Origin of the sequence: Ochrobactrum chromiisoli (assembly GCF_026241335.1) — a bacterium.
GTDB classification, from domain to species: Bacteria; Pseudomonadota; Alphaproteobacteria; order Rhizobiales; family Rhizobiaceae; genus Brucella; species Brucella chromiisoli.
Map to the genome: position 1 here is coordinate 1 of NZ_JAPHAV010000002.1, position 19,320 is coordinate 19,320.

A 19,320-nucleotide genomic window follows, 5' to 3' on the forward strand; every position below is an offset into this window, starting at 1 on the left:
CCGCCTCTTCGGCGGAAATAATATCATGACCCGAATAGTTCAAAAAATAGCGCGGGGTGGAGCAGCCCGGTAGCTCGTCAGGCTCATAACCTGAAGGCCGCAGGTTCAAATCCTGCCCCCGCAACCAACGAAACTTGTAACAGCTTCCAGTCAGCCTCCGCATCGGCGGGAACGGCACGGAAACGTTCAAGATGTGCCAGCTTCTCCGACTGACTAGTGAACTCACCCGCCCTGACCCGGCGGGCGAACTCGTTTCTATGCCGCTCTGTCAAACCGGCACTATATTCCTGGAACGCCTGCATCGACGCGAGAACGGCGGCCAGATGGCCGTGAATGGTCAGGTCGGCCGATGGCGCGATGACGACCTTCTGAATGAAACGCTCTTCTCGTCACTGACCCATGCACGATCAGCGCTTTTAAACTGGCGCAGCGATTACAACGATCATCGATCACACTCTGGACTCGGCTGGATGACGCCTGCCGAGTTCGCTCAGACAATCAACCCGCAACGTGATGCGGTGCTGCGCAGCCGGAACGGCTCCGCACCGCAACCCGCCGCCACCGCCCCGAATACAGCAACCCAAAACCGCTGGAGCGAACTCAAAACTGGATAAAGCTTGAGGGCAACGTTACGGTGGGTGTGGCAGCGTTCCTGCGTGTGGTAGGCATGGCGGCAACAGGCTCCGCAAACGAAACCTTCGCGCGCATATAAGAATGCTCTGCGTGGTTACTTTGAGATGTTACCGTCGTTCTGAATAGATCTACAGGGGTGTCTTTGTGCGCTCCACAAAGTTCTTCGTCTCACTGAATACGTCACGCGCCTCAGGTGTAAAGGTGGCGCCCATGAAGACATGAAACGCACCGGGATATTCTCGGTATAGGGCATCAACGCCACGCGACTGACAAAGCTTGGCGAAGTGGCGGGCGTCTACGACAAACAGATCCCGGTCTCCTTGAAAGATTGCGAGAGGCGGTAGGCCTTCGGGATCTGAATTGACCATGCTGAAATACTCAGACCCCGGATCGGCGCTACCTGCCCACCATTGGCCGCAGATACGAAGTCCATCGACCCCCAGCATGACATCCTTCGGCTCAATATCGCGGATGCCATCAGCCTTGAGTTCAAGATCCAGCCACGGCGAATAGAGAATGAGGCCATCAGGCACAGATTTACCAGCATCCCTTCGACGAAGCGCAAGGCTAAGGGCGAAATTGCCTCCGGCACTGTCGCCAGCAACGAATATCCTCTTCTGTTCGCGGCTGGCGGCAATCCGATCGTAAAGCGCGTCCATCATGGCCGTCGCTTTGACGTGATCATGCTGTGGTGCCAAAGCATAGAGCGGCAAAGTAACTGTTGCGCCCGTGTGCTTCACCAGCTGCAGAATTATGGACCAATGTGCGGATACTAACTCATGAACGTAAGCTCCGCCGTGGATGTAGATGATATGGTCTCCTGATCTCTTTTCCCGGGGCGTTAGCTGTATGATTTTTTGATCCTGAAGCCAAGTTTCACTGACATCACAAATGGAACGCAACGCGGACGGTATATCGGGGATCTGTTGCGTGCCCATCTTCTGAACGCAATCCCTGAGAATGCCTTCCGTCCTGAAGTTGTTACGTTTGAAAGACAGCAGCCACCGCGCGATGGTTTGAGAAAGACTCATGACGAACTCCCCTTTCCGCGTTTATTCCCGGTCCATATACAAATGCGAAGAGCTTGGACTGATTTAGCCCTTCCAAGAACTGCCAGTCAACTCGCGACGCAGCGTCCACATGCTGTTATCTGACTGGATGGATCGCGCAAAAAAGTATGGGCAGACCTGCCGCAAGTTCAAATCCATATTGAGTGTCCGCTCTGTCTCGCAGAGCAGTCATCGCCTCCCTCATAGCACAATTGCTTTTCTACCTGTAGCGGGAATGGCGGCAACGGGGTCTGCTGACGGAAAACTTGCAAACACCTGAACTGTAGTGATCCCTTGATGGCAGATCAGAATCGGATATGGAGCATTTGGACTTACCCTGATTTAGTGGAGAGTTTCTGACACTAATTTACGGTTCACCGTCTCGAACTGGATTGGCGATTTGTAACCGAGGGCAGAGTGTCTGCGCAGGGGATTTGAGAGCCCATCAATATATTCGCCAATGGCATTGATTACGTCATTTCTGGTCTGGAATACAGGGTGCCAGATCCTTCTTCATCCGGTCACGTGCTTCCCAGCTGATAATACGGCGAGAGAAAAGATCGACAATGATTGCCAGATACAACCAGCCTTCGGCCGTCCATATATAACTGATGTCGACCCCCCATTTTTTTGATCCGGTTCATCACAGGTAAGTCCTAATCCAGCAGATTGGGAGCGACGGGTTCACCATGATTACTGTCTGTCGCGCGTTTGAAACGTGTTTTCTGCCGGGCTTTAACACCGTTTTCTTGGCACTTAGTCGTGCCGTACGGTGACGGCCTGCTCGAATACCTTTTCATTTCAATTCGCTATGCATAATAGCCGCTGATGCTGACATCTGCGAACGCCCATAGCCGTAAAAGAGACATATGGGCCTTCTCCGTGTCGATGAACGCAAACTTCATCGACTGTTCGGCGGGAAAACAGTTCATCGACTGTTTTCTTATCCGCCTCAACTCGAGCGAAGAAGGCCGTCGCGTTGCGCAGGGAAAACGATTCACTGAATCGTTTTCCCTGCTTCAATTTAATAGATCACGTTCCTGTCGCAGAAGCTCGTTTTCTTTACGGAGCTGAGCAAGCTCTTAGCTTATGTCTTCATGCGGACCGGAGAGCAAATCTTTCTCAGCAAAATTACGCCGCCAACGCTCAAGTGTTGATTTGCCAATGCCAAGGTCCTCGGAAACCGAGGAAATGGCGCGACAACTCGTGGTTACAATACGAACTGCTTCCCGCTTGGACTCTTCTGTAAATTCTCGCTGCTTCAATTCTAAGTCTCCTGTCAGTCCTGTCTAACAGAAGCCCTCCACCTTTGAAGGGTAAGTCCATGTCATGATAGTTCTGAAAAAAGTGTCGGTCAGAGCCTTCGGCAAGCAACCTATAGGTGATCTCTTGAAGACATCCACTTCTGAAATGTTCCATACACGCTTCTGATGCCTTTCGGTGGGTTTGTAAGGCGTTCGTGTTTCCAAGGGCAGTATCTCTGCTTCATGGTTTTTTTAAATTATGTTTTTCAGAAGATTACAATGCTCAGTGCGGAAACTAATTTTGGTTTACTGCACTGAGGAAACGCCGTGCAGCGCCAAGATTTCGGCGCTGCCGTGGCGGACTTTTGTACCGCCGATTTCACTGCTTTTAACTCGTAAAAAAACTTGCGACAAAGCTCCCTCAGAAATCCTCTGGAACCTTTCTTTACCACCGGGTAGAAGGGACGAGCTCAAGGGGTTTAAAAATGGCAGAAAAGATCGATGCGCTTGAAGAAGAGAAGGAGCAGAAGGCTCCCCGCAGCCAGACACTGCTACGCGGGCTCGATATCCTTGACGCTGTGGCCGATAGGTCTCGCACGATCCAGGAAATTGTCGCGACTACCGGTCTGACCTATAGCACGGTGCACCGCATCGTTTCAGTCCTTCTCGAACGCCGGTTCCTTAAGGCCGAAAACGCGCGTGAGTTCGGGCTTGGGCCACGCCTCATAGAGCTTGGCTTTTCTGCCTATTCTCGGATTGATCTGGTGCAGGTCGCACGACCCTTTCTTGAGAAGCTTTCGCAACTTACTTGCGATACGGTGCATCTGGCGCAACGCGAGGATTGGGAGGTGACCTATCTTGACAAGCTGCGTGGCGCACGCCCCGTCGAGATTAGCTCGCGGATTGGCGGTCGCAAGCCGGTGATCTCGACCGGTGTAGGCAAGGCGCTGATGCTAGACGCACCGATTGCTGTCCTGTCGGAGCTCTATCAGCGCGACCACACACTTTTGCCCGGAAACATGACCGAGGCCGACTGGCTGATCCAGATGGCAAACTACCGATCCGGCGACTATGCCTATGACCTCGGGGAGGATCAGTCCTCAATCCGGTGCGTTGCAGCTCCCTTGCGCGATGCGACGGGCCGCGTGGTGGCTGCGATCTCTGTCTCCTCAACGCTCGAATTCATGCCGCCATCACGCATGCGCGACCTCGTTTCGGAAGTTCAGCGCGTGGCGCGCGCCATTTCTTCTGAACTTGGCGCGAGGACAGGCTAAAGCCCGCCACGCGCATGTCAGCCGTGGTTTCCGCTCAGAAGACATCATGCAAGCGAAAGGATCAGGCTCTTTCTGCAGAAGAATGAAGCCCTGACTTGGACCGCCGCGGCGCAATATCAACCGGCTTTGGTTCAGAACACCTTTCCGGGGTTGAGAATACCCTTCGGGTCTAAGCTTGCCTTCAAGTGCCGTAGCATACCGAGTTCGTTTTTCGAACGGCTGTAAGCGAGCCAAGGCTTTTTATGCAGGCCGATACCATGTTCGGCCGAGACAGATCCACCATAGGTGCGGATGATCTCGTAGACAGTCTTCTCAATGCCATGGCCGGTCGGATCAATCTCGGAAATGGGGCCGGCCACGAGGTGGATATTGCTGTCGCCGGCATGACCGAAAAAGATCACCTGCAGGGCAGGGAAGGCCGCCGTCAGCGCGGCGCGAATTTCTTCCACGCAGTCTCCGATGCATGCGAGCGGAACCGAAACATCGAAATTGATAGTGGGCGCGCGGCGGGACAGGATCTCGGCGATACCGTCGCGCAAGGACCAGAAGGTCTCCACGTCGCGCTGTGATTGTGCCACGGCTGCGTCGATCAGAAGCCCGGTTTCGAATGCCGATTCCAACATGGTCTCGAACGCAGGTCTTTCGGCATCCGGATCGGCGCCCTGCATTTCGACCAGCACATAAATGGGATGATCCGGCTCAACGGGTGCGCGCATACCTGTTTCGGCCAGAACCGCTTGGTAATAGTCGTTCCACATCAGCTCGAATGCGGTGACCCGGCCGGAAAGTACGTGTTGCGCATGTCGCAGAAGGCCTGCTGCCGCAGCAAAATCAGTCACGGCAACTAGCGCCGCATTTGCTCCGGCAACACTGGGATGCAGCTTCAGTACCGCCTTGGTAATGACGCCGAGCGTCCCTTCCGAACCAATGAAGAGATGCTTAAGATCCAGCGCGGCATTGTTCTTTGGCATGCGGTTCATCATGGAAAGGGTTGTGCCATCTGCCAGCACGACCTCCAGGCCAAGAACGAGATCGCGTGCCATGCCGTAGCGGATCACGCGATTGCCACCTGCGTTGGTGGCGATGTTGCCGCCGATCTGGCAGGAGCCGCGCGCGCCGAGATCGAGCGGGAAGGAGAAGCCTGCCTCCAGTGCCGCTTCCTGGATGCGCTGCAGAATACAGCCGGCACCAACCACCATCAGGCCGGAGGCGGCATCGATTTCCTCGATCCGGTCAAGACCGGCCAGCGAAAGCAGTACCGCACCCTCGCTCGGCACGGCGCCGCCGGCAAGACCCGAACGGCCACCCTGCGGCACGACGGGGGTGGAAAAATCGTGGCAAAGCTTCAGCACGGCCGCAACAGCGGCTGCATCTCGCGGCGTGACCAGCGCCAGCGGCACGCCGCCGCGCTCGTCACTCCAGTCGCGCAGCGCCGCTGCCGGCACTTCGCCGCCAGCCTTCAGGTTGTTCGCGCCGACGGCTTCCTGAAGGGCAGCGATAAGGGTCGCGTTCGGATTTTCGGGTTGCATGATGTCCTCCCAGTCTGCTTTTCCACCGATTTACTGGCAATAATTCTCATATATTGCAAATTGATTTTACTATTTGACAAAAAAATTCGCGTCTGTTTAATTCACGGCGCTGGAGAGGAGCGGAGGTATTGGCCTCGCGCCCAGCTTCTATTTTGAAGTGCCCGGCTGAAAAACTGGAAACCGCTCTGGTTTTCCGCACTATTTGGGAGGATAGACATGTCACTTATGAATGCCGCGCAGGTTCTGCGCGCAGGTTTCGTTGCCGCCTTTACCGTTGCCGTTTCGTATGGCACCGCCGCACAGGCCGAGCCTGAAGTTGTCTTTCGCGCCGCCCATGCCTCGGCGCCGACCTCGACGGGCCACAAGGCATTCGAATTCCTCGACAAGGAACTGCGCGAAAAGTCCGGCGGCCGCATGGGCCTTGAGATTTTCCCGAATTCGCAGCTGGGCGGCGAACGTGAGCTGACCGAGAACATCCAGTTCGGCAATGTCGACCTGACCTTCGTTTCGTCGGCTCCGGTCGCCTCGTTCGCCCCGCAGTTCTTCGCCTTTGACGTTCCCTTCCTGTTCAAGAATCGCGAGCAGGCCTACAAGGTGCTTGACGGAGAAGTCGGCCAGGAGATCCTGAAGTCGCTCGACGACAAGGGCATGGTTGGCCTCGCCTATTGGGAAAACGGCTTCCGCCAGCTGACCAATAACAAGAAGGAAATCCGCTCGCCGGCCGACTTGGCAGGCTTGAAGATGCGCACCATGGAAAACGAGGTGCATATCGCGGCATGGCGCGCCGAGGGTGCAAACCCGGCTCCGCTCGCCTTCAATGAGCTGTTCACCGCGCTTCAGCAGGGAACCTTCGATGCCCAGGAAGGCCCGATCAACCTCTTCTACGACATGAAGTTCAACGAGGTGCAGAAATACATCTCGAAGACCAACCACATCTATTCGCCATGGCCGCTGCTCGGTAATCCGGACAAGCTCGCCAGCCTGAGCGCGGAAGACCGTGCGATCTTCGACCAGGCCGTCAAGAATGCGACCGCCTACCAGCGCGGTCTCGCCAAGGATGCCGACGACAAGGCTGAAGCCGCAATGACCGACGTGAAGTTCACGACGCTGACCCCGGAAGAGCTGAAGGCTTTCTCGGATAAGGCAGCCCCGATCGTAGAACTCGTCAAGCAGAAGGCCGGCGCCGATCTGGTGGACCGTCTGCTGGCTGCGGCTGCGCAGTAAAACACCGCGCGATGAACGGCCCGGCGAACAAGCATCGCCGGGCAATCCCATTCGAACAAACGAACTGACCGTCAAAGCGTCAGACAGCGCCCGGGGCAGATCCCCGCGCGGCGCGGGAGAGACACATGCTCAAAATCATCGATGAGCATTTCGAGGAGGCGATCGTTGTAGCCCTGATGGCTCTCATGTCGATCCTCATCGGGGTGCAGATCTTCATGCGCTACGTGATGGGCGCTTCCCTTTCCTGGTCGGAAGAGCTGTCGCGCTACTTCTTCATCTGGGCGACCTATATCGGCATCGCCTATGCGGTGCGCAAGGACGCCCATATCCGCGTGACCATGGGCACCGAGCTGCTGTCGCGCACCGGCCAGACTTACGTCCGGGTCCTGACTCATGTGGTCTTCGGCGCATTTGCCCTGTTCGTCATGTATCAGGGCTGGTTCATGGTCGAAAAGACCTTCCGCTTCGGCCAGAAATCCGCCTCCCTCGGCATTCCTATGGGCATCATCTATCTGGCACCCTTCACTGGCTTCCTGCTGGTGGTAGTTCGGTTGCTGCAGGCCATCGTGCTCGACCTGCGCGGCGCACGGGAAGGAGCAGCCCAATGATCACGCTCATTCTTTTCGGTCTTCTTGCCGTCCTGCTGCTGTTTTCCGTTCCGATCGCCATCTCGCTGGGTGTCGCCTCGACCCTGGCGCTCATCGTATCGGGCAAGGTTTCCGGCTCTTATGTCCCTCAGGGCCTCGTGACCTCAATCGACAGCTTTCCGTTGATGGCCGTCCCGTTCTTCATTCTCGCCGGCGACCTCATGGGGCAAGGCGGCCTGTCGCAGCGTCTGATCAATGTCGGGCGCATGTTATTCGGTCGCTATACGGGCGGCATGGCGATCATCGCGGTCGTCACCTGCATCTTCTTCGCCGCGATCTCCGGCTCCGGTCCGGCGACCGTCGCTGCCGTCGGCACGATCCTGCTGCCTGCCATGGCGAAGGACGGCTACAAGCCGAGCTTTTCCTCGGGCCTCATTTCCTGCTCCGGTTCGCTCGGCGTCATTATCCCGCCGTCGATCCCCATGGTCATCTATGCCACCTCGGCCAATGTCTCGGTGTCCAAGATGTTCATGGGCGGTGTGCTGCCAGGCCTGCTGATCGGCTTTGCCCTCATCGCCTATGCCTGGTGGCAGTCGAAGCGCGACGGCCAGAAGCCGAGTGACAGCCATCCCTCCGGTCGCGAAATGCTGGCTGCTCTCAATGATGCCAAGTGGGCGCTCATGGTGCCGGTTATCATTCTCGGCGGCATCTACGGCGGTATCTTTACCCCCACGGAAGCGGCAGCCGTCGGCGTCATTTACGGCTTCGTGGTTGGCACCTTCGTCTACAAGGAACTGAGCCTCAAGGATCTATACAAAATCTTCGCCGGCTCCGGCCTGACCTCGGCCTCCATTATGCTGATCGTCGGCACGGCTACCATCTTCGGCCGCGCGCTCGCCATCGAGGGCGTGCCAGTGATGCTGGCGAACACCATCAGCTCGATGGTCGATCAGGCATGGCTGCTGCTGCTGGCCATCAACGTGATCCTGCTAATCGTTGGTACCTTCATGGAAACCATCGCCGCCATCATCATCCTGACGCCGATCCTTCTGCCGCTGGTAACGGCTCTCGGTGTCAGTGCTGAGCACTTCGGCATTGTGATGATCGTCAACCTGGCGATCGGCATGATCACCCCGCCCGTTGGCGTGAACCTGTTCGTCGCCTCGCGCGTCTCCGGTCTCTCGCTCGAAACGGTAGTGAAAGGCGCGATCACACCAATGATCGTGATGATCGGGGTGCTGATGATCATCACCTATGTGCCCGCACTTTCGCTGGCGCTCCCGGTCCTCTTTGGAATGTAAAGGATACGCAAGATGAGCAAGAAACTCAGGGCGGCCATCATCGGGCCGGGTAATATCGGCACCGACCTATTGATGAAGATGCAGCGCTCGCAATGGGTGGAGCCGGTCTGGATGATCGGCATCGACCCTGCTTCGGAAGGCCTGAAGCGGGCAGCCGAAATGGGCATCAAGACCTGCGCGACCGGCGTCGACGGCATGCTGGAGCATGTGCTGGCAGACGACATCCGCGTCGCCTTTGATGCCACTTCCGCCTACGCCCATGCGGAAAACTCCCGCAAGCTTAACGAACTCGGCGTCATCATGGTGGATCTGACACCCGCCGCCATCGGTCCGTTCTGCGTTCCCCCGGTCAATCTGTCCGATCATGCCAAGCGCCTCGAGATGAATGTCAACATGGTCACCTGCGGCGGCCAGGCCACCATTCCCATGGTGGCTGCAGTTTCCCGCGTACAGTCGGTGGAATATGGCGAGATCATTGCTGCCGTTTCCTCCCGTTCAGTAGGCCCGGGCACTCGCAAAAATATCGACGAGTTCACCCGCACCACGGCCCATGCTATTGAGAAGGTCGGTGGTGCAAAGCGCGGCAAAGCGATCATCATTGTCAATCCAGCGGAGCCGCCGCTCCTCATGCGTGACACTGTGCATGTACTGACGGAAGACGAACCGGATCAGGACGCGATCATCGAAAGCGTGAAGGCCATGGCTACGGAAGTGCAGAAATACGTGCCTGGCTACAAGGTGGTGAACGGCCCGGTCTTCGATGGCAAGCGCGTGTCGATCTACCTCGAAGTTGAAGGTCTTGGTGATTTCCTGCCGAAATATGCCGGCAACCTTGACATCATGACGGCGGCAGCCCTACGCACCGCCGAACTTTTCGCAGAAGAGGTCGTCAATGGCGTCTTCACCTTGCCGGCACGTGGTTAAGGAGATTGAGATGAGCATCGAAGGACGCAAGATTACCCTTCACGAAATGAGCCTGCGCGACGGCATGCATGCCAAGCGCCACCAGATCTCTATCGAACAGATGGTCGAGATAGCCAAGGCTGCCGACGAAGCCGGCATGCCGTGGATCGAGGTGACCCATGGAGACGGTCTGGGAGGCGCTTCCGTGAACTACGGCTTCTCGGCGGCAACCGACGAAGAATACCTTTCCGCTGTCATTCCGCACATGAAAAAGGCCAAGGTATCGGCACTTCTCCTGCCCGGTATCGGCACCGTGGACACGCTGAAGCGCGCTATGGATTGCGGTATCTCCGGCGTGCGCGTCGCTACCCACTGCACCGAGGCCGATTGCGCCGAACAGCACATCACCTATGCCGCAAAAGCTGGTCTCGACAGCGTCGGCTTCCTGATGATGTCGCACCGCGCTGGCCCGGAAAAGCTGGTCGAACAGGCACTTTTAATGGAAAGCTATGGCGCCAACTGCGTCTATTGTACCGACTCGGCCGGCCACATGCTGCCCGATGACGTAACCGCCCGCATCACTGCCATCCGTGCCGCGCTGAAACCGGAAACGGAACTCGGCTTCCACGGCCACCATAACCTCGGCATGGGTATCGCCAATTCGGTGGCCGCCGTTGCCGCAGGAGCAAACCGCATCGACGGCGCGATCGCAGGCCTTGGCGCCGGCGCCGGCAATGCCGCGACCGAACTGCTGGTCGCGGTGTTCGAGCGCATGGGCGCCATCACCGGCGTCGACCTCTTCAAGATCATGGACGCCGCCGAGGATCTGGTCGTGCCGATGATGGATCGTCCGATCCGCGTCGACCGCGGTTCGCTGGTTCTCGGATATGCCGGCGTCTACTCGTCGTTCCTGCTGTTTGCCGAGCGCGCGGAAAAGCGCTACGGCGTTCCTGCCCGCGATCTGCTCCTGGAACTCGGCCGCCGCGGCATGATCGGTGGCCAGGAGGACATGATAGAGGACTTGGCTTTGACGATGTCTCGCGCCGCGAAGGAGTGTTGTTAAACAGAGGCAAATTGCAGCGGATTCCGTTCTTTGATGCCTGGTTATAAGCTTTCAGTTCTGACGCGGACGGATCACGGGCGTGCGGATGCCGACATTCGATTAAGAATGCGGCATCCGAGTTTGATTTCTATATGCTCATTGGAACGTCTGCCATAGTTGGCACTAGGTTTCGTGGACAAAGCGTATTCATTTTAGAGCTGCGACGAAATTGACGAAGCCGAGATAAGATTCTTGGGTTTTGTCGCATCGGGTGGCGACACGCCGCCAGTTCTTGAGCTTGTTGAACAGCCGTTCGACGAGGTTGTGCCAACGGTTCTTTTCCCGGTTATGGGGTGCTGGGGTGCTTTTGGCGGCGATCATACGGAGCAAAGGCCTGAAGCTCTGAGTGCTGTGACTATGCTCAGGCGTCAGCACGAACCCGAGAGGGCGGCCTTTTGCGTCGCGTCGGGCGTGGAGCTTTGTGCTAAAGCCACCTCGCGATCGACCAAGAGCCTCGGTTTCCTGAGTCCTTTTTTATGCCGGCTGCACAATGATGTGCTCGGACCACGGTGCTATTGATCATGTCGGCGGTGACGTCTCGCTCGACCATTTCCGCCAGCGTCTCCAGCATCGCCTCGAACATACCTGTCGAAGCCCAGCGCCAGTAGCGCAGGAACACGCTGTTCCATTTGCCATACTCGTTCGGCAGGTGATGCCACTGTGATCCAGTTCGGGCAATCCACATCATGTCCTCGAAATACAGCCGGTTGCCCAACGCTGGACGGCATCCGCGCGCCCTTTCAGTTGGCAGGAATTCCTCGATGATCGCCCACTCGTTGTCCCTCAGTCCAACTCGCTCGCCCAATGCCGCCTCCAAAAGATAGCCTTGAATCAACAGCTGAGCCCCATGTCATCCTTTGTCCACGAAACCTAGTGTAAGAAGCTCTCCACTAAACAAGAGCAAGCCCACTTTCAGCTTGTGTCTTTTCGTTGCCATACCAATGTCTTTCTACGGCTCACGCACTATTCTTCATGAAGGATCACTCTTTAAGGGGCAGATCTGTCCCGTGGTTCAGCATTAAGCCTACCGAACCACGGTTTTTCATTTTATGTCTGACTTAATTATTTTCTATCTTAATTTTATCTATATAAAATATTTATATATATTCATGGGGAATAATATTACCTTTTGACAGGGTTTATATTAATCAAATTTAGTGGCAGATTTCATTTCCTGCTGCCTTAATCTTACAAGGCGTCTCAAGCTGCGTGGAGAAACGTTAAAACGATGCGCTATTTCTGTTAAATATTCTCCATTTTGTACAAGTGCTACTATCGCCTCATCAACTTGAGACGTGGTTAGCGAAGGAGGGCGTCCAAGATGGCGCCCTTGTAATTTTGCTGCTTGCATTCCTGCCCGGGTTCGTTCGCTGATGAGCGAACGTTCGAATTCTGCAAGAGCAGCCATCATATGAAATAGAAGCCTTCCACCGGATGAGCTTGTATCAATATTTTCGCTGAGTGAGCGAAATTCAACACCTCTATGCCCAAGCGATTCCATGAATTCAATGAGTTTGGATAGAGAGCGTCCTAGCCGATCAAGGCGCCAAACGACCAGCATGTCACCTTTTTTGAGTTTTGCTAACGCAGCGTCAAGGCCTTGTCTGTCGAAAGACTTGCCCGATACGCCATGATCTTCAAAAATGTGCGTACAACCGGCCCTTTTCAGTGCATCCATCTGTAGATCCATCCTTTGCTCTTCAGTTGATACACGCGCATATCCTATTTTCATATTTGGTACTTTCCGTGGTCGGCGTAATACTCCTAGTTTCCTTCCTTTTCAGGGTGTTGAGTCTTATCGCCTTCCTATTACATCAGTGTTAGCTAATTCTGTTTGCGCCACATTGTTGAGAATAAGGGTCCCGATTTTGTGACGTTTGTCGAGGCTGGTGGTCTGGCGCGCAGCGGTTTCAATGAGGCTGGTATCTCGATTACTGCAAATTATCTTGAATGCGAACGCGACTATAAGAAGCTGGGTGTTCCTCTGGGTCTCGTGCGCCGCAAGGTGCTGGAGCAAGAGCATTTTGCAAAAGCAATCAAAGCTGTGGCTTCGACGCCAAAATCCTGCTCGAACAACATCATGATTGCGACGAGTGCCGGTTTTGGTATCGATTTTGAATGTGCGCCAGACGAATCCTTCCCGATCCTTCCGGAAAATGATCTCATCGTTCACGCCAACCATTGGGTTAGTCCGATAGCGCTGACGAAGCTGCGCGATACCGGTATCCCGTTTGTGCCTGAAAGCTTCTACCGTGATTGGCGCGTTCGCCAGTCACTTGAATCACATGGTGGAAAAATTGGCCGCAAAGAGCTCAAGGAAGCGCTGTTTGACGACTTCCTGACACCTTATGCAGTCTGCCGCCCGCCGCGTCCCGGCAATCACGACAATATCACGGCCACAGTTGCCATGGTGGTGATGGAAGCAGCGCTTGGTATGATGGAAATCGCGCCATTGCCTGCCCTGAACCGCCAGTTTGCGACCTACTGTCTACAAGATTATACGCCGTTACCATCCGATGCCGCGCCGCGCGCGCAATCCCTCTTTATCGAAGGCTAAAGAAATGCTGCGCTTTGCGCTCTCCAGAATAGGCATGGCCATCCCAACATTGCTGATCGTGGCAGTGGCTGTGTTTGTGATCGTTCGGTTGATACCGGGCGATCCTGCAGCCCTGATGCTGGGTGATTCTGCGGATGCTGCGACGCTGGCTGCGCTGCGCGAGCAACTGGGCCTCAATCACAGCATCTTCACCCAGTTTCTGATCTGGGGCGGTAACGTTTTGCATGGCGATCTTGGCATTTCGATTGCCAACCAGCAGCCGGTGCTGCCGCTGGTTCTGGAGCGCTTTTCGGTGAGTGCGCGTATTGTGTTGTCTGCGGTGGTGCTTTCGACGCTTGTCGCTGTTCCGCTCGGAATGATCGCAGCATGGAAGCAGAACAGCCTGACCGATCTGACGCTTGTGACCTGTGCCACTTTGCTGCTTTCGGTTCCGGCATTCTGGATGGGCTTGCTCTTGTTGCTGGCCTTTGGCCTCAAGCTCGGCTGGTTGCCGATTGTCGGCTATGTCAGTTTCGGAGAGAACCCATGGAAAGCGTTTCTCTATCTGGTTCTGCCGATTACCACACTGTTTCTGCATGAAATCGGCGTCATCCTGCGCATGGCGCGCGCCTCGACGCTTGAAGTGCTCAATCTCGATTACATTACCCATGCCCGCGCCAAGGGACTGTCGGAAGCAACCGTGATGTGGCGTCATGCTTTCCGTAATGCGTTTGGCCCGACCTGGACATTGTTGGGGCTGATCCTTGGCAATCTGCTTGGCGGAATTGCAGTTGTGGAAACGGTTTTCACGATTCCCGGACTTGGCAGGCTTCTCGTTGATGCCATCTTTGCCCGCGATTATCCCGTCATTCAGGGCTGCTTGCTGTTCACAGCCTGCGTTTATGTGCTGGTCAATCTGATCGTGGACCTTCTCTATCCGTTCTTCGACCCGAAGGTGACGGCGAAATGAAAAACATCTCTCTCAACGCGCTGATTGGCGGAACTCTGACCGCAACGCTTCTCACGATAGCGGTAGTTGGTTCCTTCTGGACGCCTTATAACCCGCTCGCGCTGGACTTTGCCGCGCGTCTTGCGCCGCCAAGTGCAGCCCATTGGCTGGGTACGGATGAATTTGGGCGCGACCAGCTGAGCCGTCTTATGAAAGGCGCATCAGCCAGCGTTTCGATCAGCGTGTTTACAGTCTTCCTTGCCACGCTCGGCGGTGTGCTTGTCGGGGCACTCAGTGGCTTTTTGCGCGGCTGGTTCGACCGGATATTGATGATGGTCAATGATGCACTGCTGGCATTCCCCGGCATATTGATGGCGCTTGGTTTGCTGGCGGTCTTTGGTGCCAACAAGAACGGCATCATCTTAGCACTTGCTCTGGCCTATATGTCTTCGGTGATCCGCGTGGTCCGTGGCACGGTTTTGAGCCTGCGTGAACGGGAGTTCGTTGAGGCTTCCCGCGTCATGGGCAACTCGGAAATCTATACGATGGTGCGCCATATTCTGCCCAACTGTTTGGCACCGGTTCTGGTCATGGCAACGTCGATGTGCGGCTGGGCAATTCTCGCAGAAAGCTCGCTCAGCTTTCTGGGGCTGGGCGTGCCGCCGCCAGCGCCGACATGGGGCAATATGCTGGCCGGAAGCCGCAATTTCATTGAGCAGGCCGTTTGGCTCGGTATTTTCCCCGGCCTTGCAATTTCGCTGTCGCTGCTTGGTATTAATCTTCTTGGTGACGCGTTGCGCGACCGCCTCGACCCACGCATGAGGAAGCGCTCATGACTTCCGCCCCCCTGCTTCAAATCGACGATGTCAGTCTGCGTGTTGGTGACAGTGCGCTGGAGATCGTCAAACGCGCTTCCTTCTCTATAAATGCTGGGGAAATTCTCGGTATCGTTGGTGAATCCGGCTCCGGCAAAACCATGCTTGCGCGGGCGGTCATGGGGCTGGTTCCGTCGTCGATCAAAACAAGTCATGGTGCGATCCGCTTCAAGGGGCAGAACGTGTCAACGATGTCGCCAGCTGCTTTGCGCGGCCTTCGCGGTGATGGCATTGCCATGATCTTTCAGGAGCCAATGACCTCGCTTACCCCATCGCTGACCATCGGGCGGCAGCTTGAAGAAGGGCTTGAACTGCATTTTCCGGCTGAGAAAGCGCAACATGCCGACTGGATCAGAGCCATGTTGTTGCGTGTCGGCATTGCCGATCCTGATCGGGCGATTGAGGCGTTTCCACATGAGTTCTCAGGTGGAATGCGCCAGCGCATCATGATCGCCTGTGCGATGCTGATGAAGCCTGATCTGCTGATTGCGGATGAGCCGACCACTGCGCTTGATGCGGTTATCCAGCGCGAGGTCATGGAGTTGCTGGTCGATCTCACACGAGAACGTGGCACGACTGTTTTGCTCATCAGCCACGATCTTCCAATGATCGCGCGCTATTCCAACCGTGTGGTTGTGATGCGCCATGGCGAAGTGGTTGAAACGGGCGATACCGCTGATGTTCTGGCAAGGCCCCAGCATGATTACACCCGTAAACTGCTCTCTACATTGCCGGTTCGTGGGCCTGCGCGCACTATTCCAAAAGCTGAACCGCTGATCAGCGTGCGCGATCTTGTGGTTGATTTTGAAGGTCGGGGCGGCTGGTTCAAGAAAGCTGGCGGAAAGCGAGCCCTGCACGGGATTACGATTGACGTTATGCCAAACGAGGTTGTTGCCGTGGTTGGCGGCTCCGGTTCGGGCAAGACCACAGCCGCACGCGTGATGGCCGGACTGATCAAGCCGAGCGAAGGGAAGTTGTTGTTCAAGGGCCAGGCTGTTGAGAGACGTTCGTCCTATTATCAGGATTATCGTTATCACACGCAGATGGTGTTTCAGGACCCGTATTCATCGCTCGACCCGCGGATGAAAGTGGGCGCGCTGGTCGGTGAGGCGCTGCGCTTCTCGAAAGAGCTTTCGTCCAGCCAGAAAGCGGACCGTGTTACCGAAACACTCAAGGATGTTGGCCTCGGTGGAGATTATGCCAATCGTTATGCGCATGAAATGTCGGGTGGTCAGCGTCAGCGTGTGGCGATTGCGCGTGCGCTCGTGCGCCGTCCGGCTTTTGTCATTGCCGATGAAGCTGTCTCGGCACTTGACGTAACGGTGCGTGCGCAGGTTCTCGATCTCTTCGCAAAGCTCCAGCAGAGCTATGGCTTCGGTTGCCTGTTCATTACCCATGATCTGGGTGTGGTTGAACAAATTGCCGATCGTGTGATCGTCATGAATGACGGACGCATTATCGAACAGGGAACGCGTGACGAGATTTTCGACGCGCCGCAGAACGATTATACCCGCCGTCTTTTGTCAGCCATTCCAATGCTCGAACTGACGGATGAGGGTGGCGTCAAACTCAAATGGCGCGGCGATAATGCAATTAGGAAATCCGGAGAGGAGGGCGGTCATGTCCACCACTGAGGAAAAGCCTGCCTCCAAGCGGCAGGGCCATGGCAAAAAACTCAGCTTCTACGATTTCGGAGCGACCACGTTTTTTGCTAGCCAATTCGATCAGCGTTTCAGCTACTGTCTTTATGTCCCTGAAGACTATAACGAGGACGGCACCGAGACGCACGAACTGATCGTGATCATTCATGGAACGGGGCGGACGGCTGCACAATACCGCGATCACTTTGCAAGTTTTGCGCAAAAAAACCGCTGCATCGTACTGGCACCGCTGTTCCCTGCTGGCATCGTCGTGCAGGACGATCTTGCCAACTACAAGCGCATCGAGTTTCACGGCATTCGCTTTGATCATATTCTGCTGTCGATGATCGACGAAGTGGCCGCCAAATATCGCCTTAAAAGCAATCGCGCCATCATGTACGGTTTTTCGGGCGGCGGGCAGTTCTGCCAGCGCTTTTTCATGCTGCATCCCCACAGGCTCAAGGCCGTCTCTATCGGAGCGCCGGGCGTCGTGACCCTGCTCAATTCTGATTATGACTGGTGGGTCGGCATTCGCGATGTCGAAGCACGTTTTGGCTGCCGCATTGATCTTGAAGCGATGAGAAGCGTGAGCGTTCAAACAGTGATTGGTCAGGAAGATACCGCGACCTGGGAAATCGCCATCCCGCGTGACAGCGCCTTCTGGATGGACGGCGCCGACCTTCAGGGTGATTGCCGGATCGACCGTATTGAAGCACTGGCCAGGTCGTTTGAAGCTCACGGTATTGCGGTTCGCAAGGACAGAGTTCCGGGTGTGGCTCACGAGCCTTTCAAAGTGCTGGAGCCGGTCGAGGCATTTTTCGCGGATGTGCTGAGGTCGCAAAGCTGATCAGGCCGTAAAATTAAAAACAAAAAGGGGAAACCAAAATGTTCAATCCAATTTCACTGCGCTCTGCATTCGGCATTGCGCTTCTTGGCCTCAGCGCCACATCCTTCCAGGCACATGCTGCGGACGATGAGACCTTGCGCGTCGCCATTCATTCAGATGTGGCAAGCATCAATCCGGGCGTCAATCGCGATGCCAATGCCGATATGGTTGTAGCCCATATCGCCGAAGGTCTGGTGGCTTATGGTGACGATCTTGCCATCAAGCCGATGTTGGCCGAGAGCTGGACCACAAATGCCGATCATACAGTCTATGAATTCAAGCTGCGCAAAGGCGTCAAGTTCCAGAATGGCAAAGACCTGACCGCCAAGGATGTCGTCTGGAATTTCGAGCGCTATCTCAAGCCGGATACAGCGTTTCAATGCGTCAATCGCTATAATGGCAAGGTCGATTCCGAATTGAAGTCGGTCGAGGCTGTTGATGACAGCACGGTGCGTTTCAACTTCGCAGCACCTGCGCCAAACTTCGTTATCACAATGGCGACCATCCAGTGTACACCATGGATATTGAGCCCGGAATCCGTTGATGCTGATGGCAAGTTTGTAAAGCCGATTGGCACCGGTCCCTATGCTTTTTCCAAATGGGAGCGTGGTCGTTATCTGGACCTGACCCGTTTTGATGATTATGCGGCTTTGCCCGGCGATGTCGACGGTCTGGTGGGGGACAAGACAGGTCATGTAAAGACCATTCAGTTCATGACTGTTCCTGATTCAAGCACCCGCACCAATGGCTTGCTTTCCGGTGAGATCGACTTCATCGACGAAGTGGAGCCAACCGGCGTCAAGGATCTGGAAGCAAAAGGCATGAAGGTCAATGTGCAGCAGACGCCTGCATGGATGGTGCTTCAGATTCAGTCCGCTTCCGATAAGCTGAAAGATCCACAGATGCGGCAGGCGATTGCTCATGCAATTGATCTTAATCAGCTTGCCGCCGCCATAGGCGAGGGGATGTATACACCGAACCCGTCGGTGATTGCACCAAACACCATCTATTCGGATAATCAGGCGGCTGCCTGGCCTGCATATGATCCAGCCAAAGCGCAGGAACTGCTGACCAAGGCCGGATATAAGGGAGAACCGATCAGCCTTCTGGTTGCCAACCGCCAGAATCGTGTGCAGGTTGCAACGATCATTCAGGCATTCCTTGCAGCCTCCGGCATCAATGCGCAGCTCGAAGTGCGTGACTGGGCGACCCAGCTCGACCAGTATCGTCGTGGCGCCTATGAACTTGCCGTGTTTGCTTATTCAGCTCGTCTTGATCCGCTGCTGTCTTTCCAGTCGATGATTGGTGACAAGAAGGCTGATGCTGCGCGCCAGTGGGATGATGCCAAGGCGGAAGAACTTCTCAAGCAGGTTTCAGCGAAGAGCGACGTCGAAGAACGCAAGAAGCTCTTTAACGAACTCAACACTCTGATGGGTGAGCAGGTTCCGATCCTTGGTCTGGTCAATTTGCCGTCCATCACGGCGACTGGTCCCAAGGTGAATAATTACAAAGGCTGGGCTGGCGATACAGATCGCTTCTGGATGATCAGCAAGGAACAGTAAAACGCTCCGCTTTGCGGGCTTAGCAT

At 55.6% G+C, this 19,320-nt stretch carries 15 protein-coding genes, 1 tRNA gene and 5 pseudogenes; 14 read left to right on the forward strand and 7 right to left on the reverse strand.

Annotation, left to right across the window (positions count from 1 at the left end):
• Positions 1 to 50: 50 nt before the first annotated feature.
• Positions 51 to 127 (forward strand) — tRNA-Met (locus OPR82_RS06735).
• 217 nt (positions 128 to 344) lie between these two features.
• Positions 345 to 614: pseudogene (locus OPR82_RS06740) on the forward strand (integrase core domain-containing protein); the annotation flags it as partial.
• A 147-nt stretch (positions 615 to 761) separates the two neighbouring features.
• Here the strand turns inward: OPR82_RS06740 and OPR82_RS06745 are convergent.
• Positions 762 to 1,664, reverse strand: a complete 903-nt coding sequence (locus OPR82_RS06745; RefSeq protein ID WP_265983904.1) for an alpha/beta hydrolase fold domain-containing protein — start codon at positions 1,662 to 1,664, stop codon at positions 762 to 764.
• Between the two features lie 360 nt (positions 1,665 to 2,024).
• Positions 2,025 to 2,947: pseudogene (locus OPR82_RS22765) on the reverse strand (transposase).
• A 464-nt stretch (positions 2,948 to 3,411) separates the two neighbouring features.
• Between OPR82_RS22765 and OPR82_RS06765 the strand changes: the two are divergent.
• Positions 3,412 to 4,200, forward strand: coding sequence for an IclR family transcriptional regulator (locus tag OPR82_RS06765; protein WP_265983907.1), 789 nt, complete (start codon positions 3,412 to 3,414; stop codon positions 4,198 to 4,200).
• 131 nt (positions 4,201 to 4,331) lie between these two features.
• Here OPR82_RS06765 and OPR82_RS06770 read toward each other — a convergent pair whose 3' ends face one another.
• The gene (locus OPR82_RS06770) at positions 4,332 to 5,729 is read right to left on the reverse strand and encodes an FAD-binding oxidoreductase (RefSeq protein ID WP_265983909.1); all 1,398 of its coding nucleotides are present in this window, start codon (positions 5,727 to 5,729) and stop codon (positions 4,332 to 4,334) included.
• Between the two features lie 216 nt (positions 5,730 to 5,945).
• On the opposite strand from OPR82_RS06770, the gene OPR82_RS06775 reads away from it, so the two are divergent.
• From OPR82_RS06775 to dmpG, 5 genes are all read left to right on the forward strand, one after another.
• Complete coding sequence (locus OPR82_RS06775; protein WP_265983911.1) at positions 5,946 to 6,953, forward strand: TRAP transporter substrate-binding protein; 1,008 nt, start codon at positions 5,946 to 5,948, stop codon at positions 6,951 to 6,953.
• Between the two features lie 125 nt (positions 6,954 to 7,078).
• Positions 7,079 to 7,561, forward strand: a complete 483-nt coding sequence (locus tag OPR82_RS06780) for a TRAP transporter small permease (protein ID WP_265983912.1) — start codon at positions 7,079 to 7,081, stop codon at positions 7,559 to 7,561.
• Complete coding sequence (locus OPR82_RS06785) at positions 7,558 to 8,841, forward strand: TRAP transporter large permease (protein ID WP_265983913.1); 1,284 nt, start codon at positions 7,558 to 7,560, stop codon at positions 8,839 to 8,841. Before OPR82_RS06780 ends, OPR82_RS06785 begins: the two co-directional genes overlap by 4 nt.
• A gap of 12 nt (positions 8,842 to 8,853) precedes the next feature.
• Positions 8,854 to 9,765 carry an acetaldehyde dehydrogenase (acetylating) gene (locus tag OPR82_RS06790; RefSeq protein WP_265983914.1) on the forward strand — a complete coding sequence of 304 codons (912 nt, stop codon included), beginning with the start codon at positions 8,854 to 8,856 and terminating at the stop codon, positions 9,763 to 9,765.
• A 10-nt stretch (positions 9,766 to 9,775) separates the two neighbouring features.
• Positions 9,776 to 10,807: a 4-hydroxy-2-oxovalerate aldolase gene (gene dmpG, locus OPR82_RS06795; RefSeq protein WP_265983915.1), complete on the forward strand. Its 1,032-nt coding sequence runs from the start codon at positions 9,776 to 9,778 to the stop codon at positions 10,805 to 10,807.
• A 186-nt stretch (positions 10,808 to 10,993) separates the two neighbouring features.
• Here dmpG and OPR82_RS06800 read toward each other — a convergent pair.
• The 4 genes and pseudogenes from OPR82_RS06800 to OPR82_RS06810 all read right to left on the reverse strand — a co-directional run.
• Positions 10,994 to 11,110 (reverse strand): annotated as a pseudogene (locus tag OPR82_RS06800) (IS5/IS1182 family transposase); the annotation flags it as partial.
• 140 nt (positions 11,111 to 11,250) lie between these two features.
• A pseudogene (locus OPR82_RS22770) lies at positions 11,251 to 11,369 on the reverse strand (IS5 family transposase); the annotation flags it as partial.
• A 57-nt stretch (positions 11,370 to 11,426) separates the two neighbouring features.
• A pseudogene (locus OPR82_RS22775) lies at positions 11,427 to 11,681 on the reverse strand (transposase); the annotation flags it as partial.
• Positions 11,682 to 11,990: 309 nt separating this feature from the next.
• Entirely contained in the window at positions 11,991 to 12,578 is a 588-nt protein-coding gene (locus tag OPR82_RS06810) for a recombinase family protein (RefSeq protein WP_265983917.1), read from the reverse strand.
• Positions 12,579 to 12,680: 102 nt separating this feature from the next.
• Here OPR82_RS06810 and OPR82_RS06815 point away from each other — a divergent pair, with 102 nt between their 5' ends.
• Genes OPR82_RS06815 through OPR82_RS06840 form a run of 6 tightly spaced genes read left to right on the forward strand, consistent with a single transcriptional unit; the run spans position 12,681 to position 19,294 of the window.
• On the forward strand, positions 12,681 to 13,403 hold the full coding sequence (locus OPR82_RS06815; protein WP_265983918.1) for a C45 family autoproteolytic acyltransferase/hydolase: 723 nt from the start codon (positions 12,681 to 12,683) through the stop codon (positions 13,401 to 13,403).
• 4 nt (positions 13,404 to 13,407) lie between these two features.
• A complete protein-coding gene (locus OPR82_RS06820) occupies positions 13,408 to 14,352 on the forward strand; it encodes an ABC transporter permease (RefSeq protein ID WP_265983919.1) in 945 nt (314 codons plus the stop codon).
• Positions 14,349 to 15,167 carry an ABC transporter permease gene (locus tag OPR82_RS06825; RefSeq protein ID WP_265983920.1) on the forward strand — a complete coding sequence of 273 codons (819 nt, stop codon included), beginning with the start codon at positions 14,349 to 14,351 and terminating at the stop codon, positions 15,165 to 15,167. The genes OPR82_RS06820 and OPR82_RS06825 overlap by 4 nt, the downstream gene beginning before the upstream one ends.
• Entirely contained in the window at positions 15,164 to 16,840 is a 1,677-nt protein-coding gene (locus OPR82_RS06830; protein WP_265983921.1) for a dipeptide ABC transporter ATP-binding protein, read from the forward strand. Before OPR82_RS06825 ends, OPR82_RS06830 begins: the two co-directional genes overlap by 4 nt.
• The gene (locus OPR82_RS06835; RefSeq protein ID WP_265983922.1) at positions 16,827 to 17,693 is read left to right on the forward strand and encodes an alpha/beta hydrolase; all 867 of its coding nucleotides are present in this window, start codon (positions 16,827 to 16,829) and stop codon (positions 17,691 to 17,693) included. The genes OPR82_RS06830 and OPR82_RS06835 overlap by 14 nt, the downstream gene beginning before the upstream one ends.
• A gap of 38 nt (positions 17,694 to 17,731) precedes the next feature.
• On the forward strand, positions 17,732 to 19,294 hold the full coding sequence (locus OPR82_RS06840) for an ABC transporter substrate-binding protein (protein WP_265983923.1): 1,563 nt from the start codon (positions 17,732 to 17,734) through the stop codon (positions 19,292 to 19,294).
• Positions 19,295 to 19,320 lie beyond the last annotated feature (26 nt).

Excerpts from the sequence above, each read along its gene's own strand:
- OPR82_RS06745 (WP_265983904.1), bottom strand. The coding sequence starts at position 1,664 with ATGAGTCTTTCTCAAACCATCGCGCGGTGGCTGCTGTCTTTCAAACGT.
- OPR82_RS06765 (WP_265983907.1), top strand. The coding sequence starts at position 3,412 with ATGGCAGAAAAGATCGATGCGCTTGAAGAAGAGAAGGAGCAGAAGGCT.
- OPR82_RS06770 (WP_265983909.1), bottom strand. The coding sequence starts at position 5,729 with ATGCAACCCGAAAATCCGAACGCGACCCTTATCGCTGCCCTTCAGGAA.
- OPR82_RS06775 (WP_265983911.1), top strand. The coding sequence starts at position 5,946 with ATGTCACTTATGAATGCCGCGCAGGTTCTGCGCGCAGGTTTCGTTGCC.
- OPR82_RS06780 (WP_265983912.1), top strand. The coding sequence starts at position 7,079 with ATGCTCAAAATCATCGATGAGCATTTCGAGGAGGCGATCGTTGTAGCC.
- OPR82_RS06785 (WP_265983913.1), top strand. The coding sequence starts at position 7,558 with ATGATCACGCTCATTCTTTTCGGTCTTCTTGCCGTCCTGCTGCTGTTT.
- OPR82_RS06790 (WP_265983914.1), top strand. The coding sequence starts at position 8,854 with ATGAGCAAGAAACTCAGGGCGGCCATCATCGGGCCGGGTAATATCGGC.
- dmpG (WP_265983915.1), top strand. The coding sequence starts at position 9,776 with ATGAGCATCGAAGGACGCAAGATTACCCTTCACGAAATGAGCCTGCGC.
- OPR82_RS06810 (WP_265983917.1), bottom strand. The coding sequence starts at position 12,578 with ATGAAAATAGGATATGCGCGTGTATCAACTGAAGAGCAAAGGATGGAT.
- OPR82_RS06820 (WP_265983919.1), top strand. The coding sequence starts at position 13,408 with ATGCTGCGCTTTGCGCTCTCCAGAATAGGCATGGCCATCCCAACATTG.
- OPR82_RS06825 (WP_265983920.1), top strand. The coding sequence starts at position 14,349 with ATGAAAAACATCTCTCTCAACGCGCTGATTGGCGGAACTCTGACCGCA.
- OPR82_RS06830 (WP_265983921.1), top strand. The coding sequence starts at position 15,164 with ATGACTTCCGCCCCCCTGCTTCAAATCGACGATGTCAGTCTGCGTGTT.
- OPR82_RS06835 (WP_265983922.1), top strand. The coding sequence starts at position 16,827 with ATGTCCACCACTGAGGAAAAGCCTGCCTCCAAGCGGCAGGGCCATGGC.
- OPR82_RS06840 (WP_265983923.1), top strand. The coding sequence starts at position 17,732 with ATGTTCAATCCAATTTCACTGCGCTCTGCATTCGGCATTGCGCTTCTT.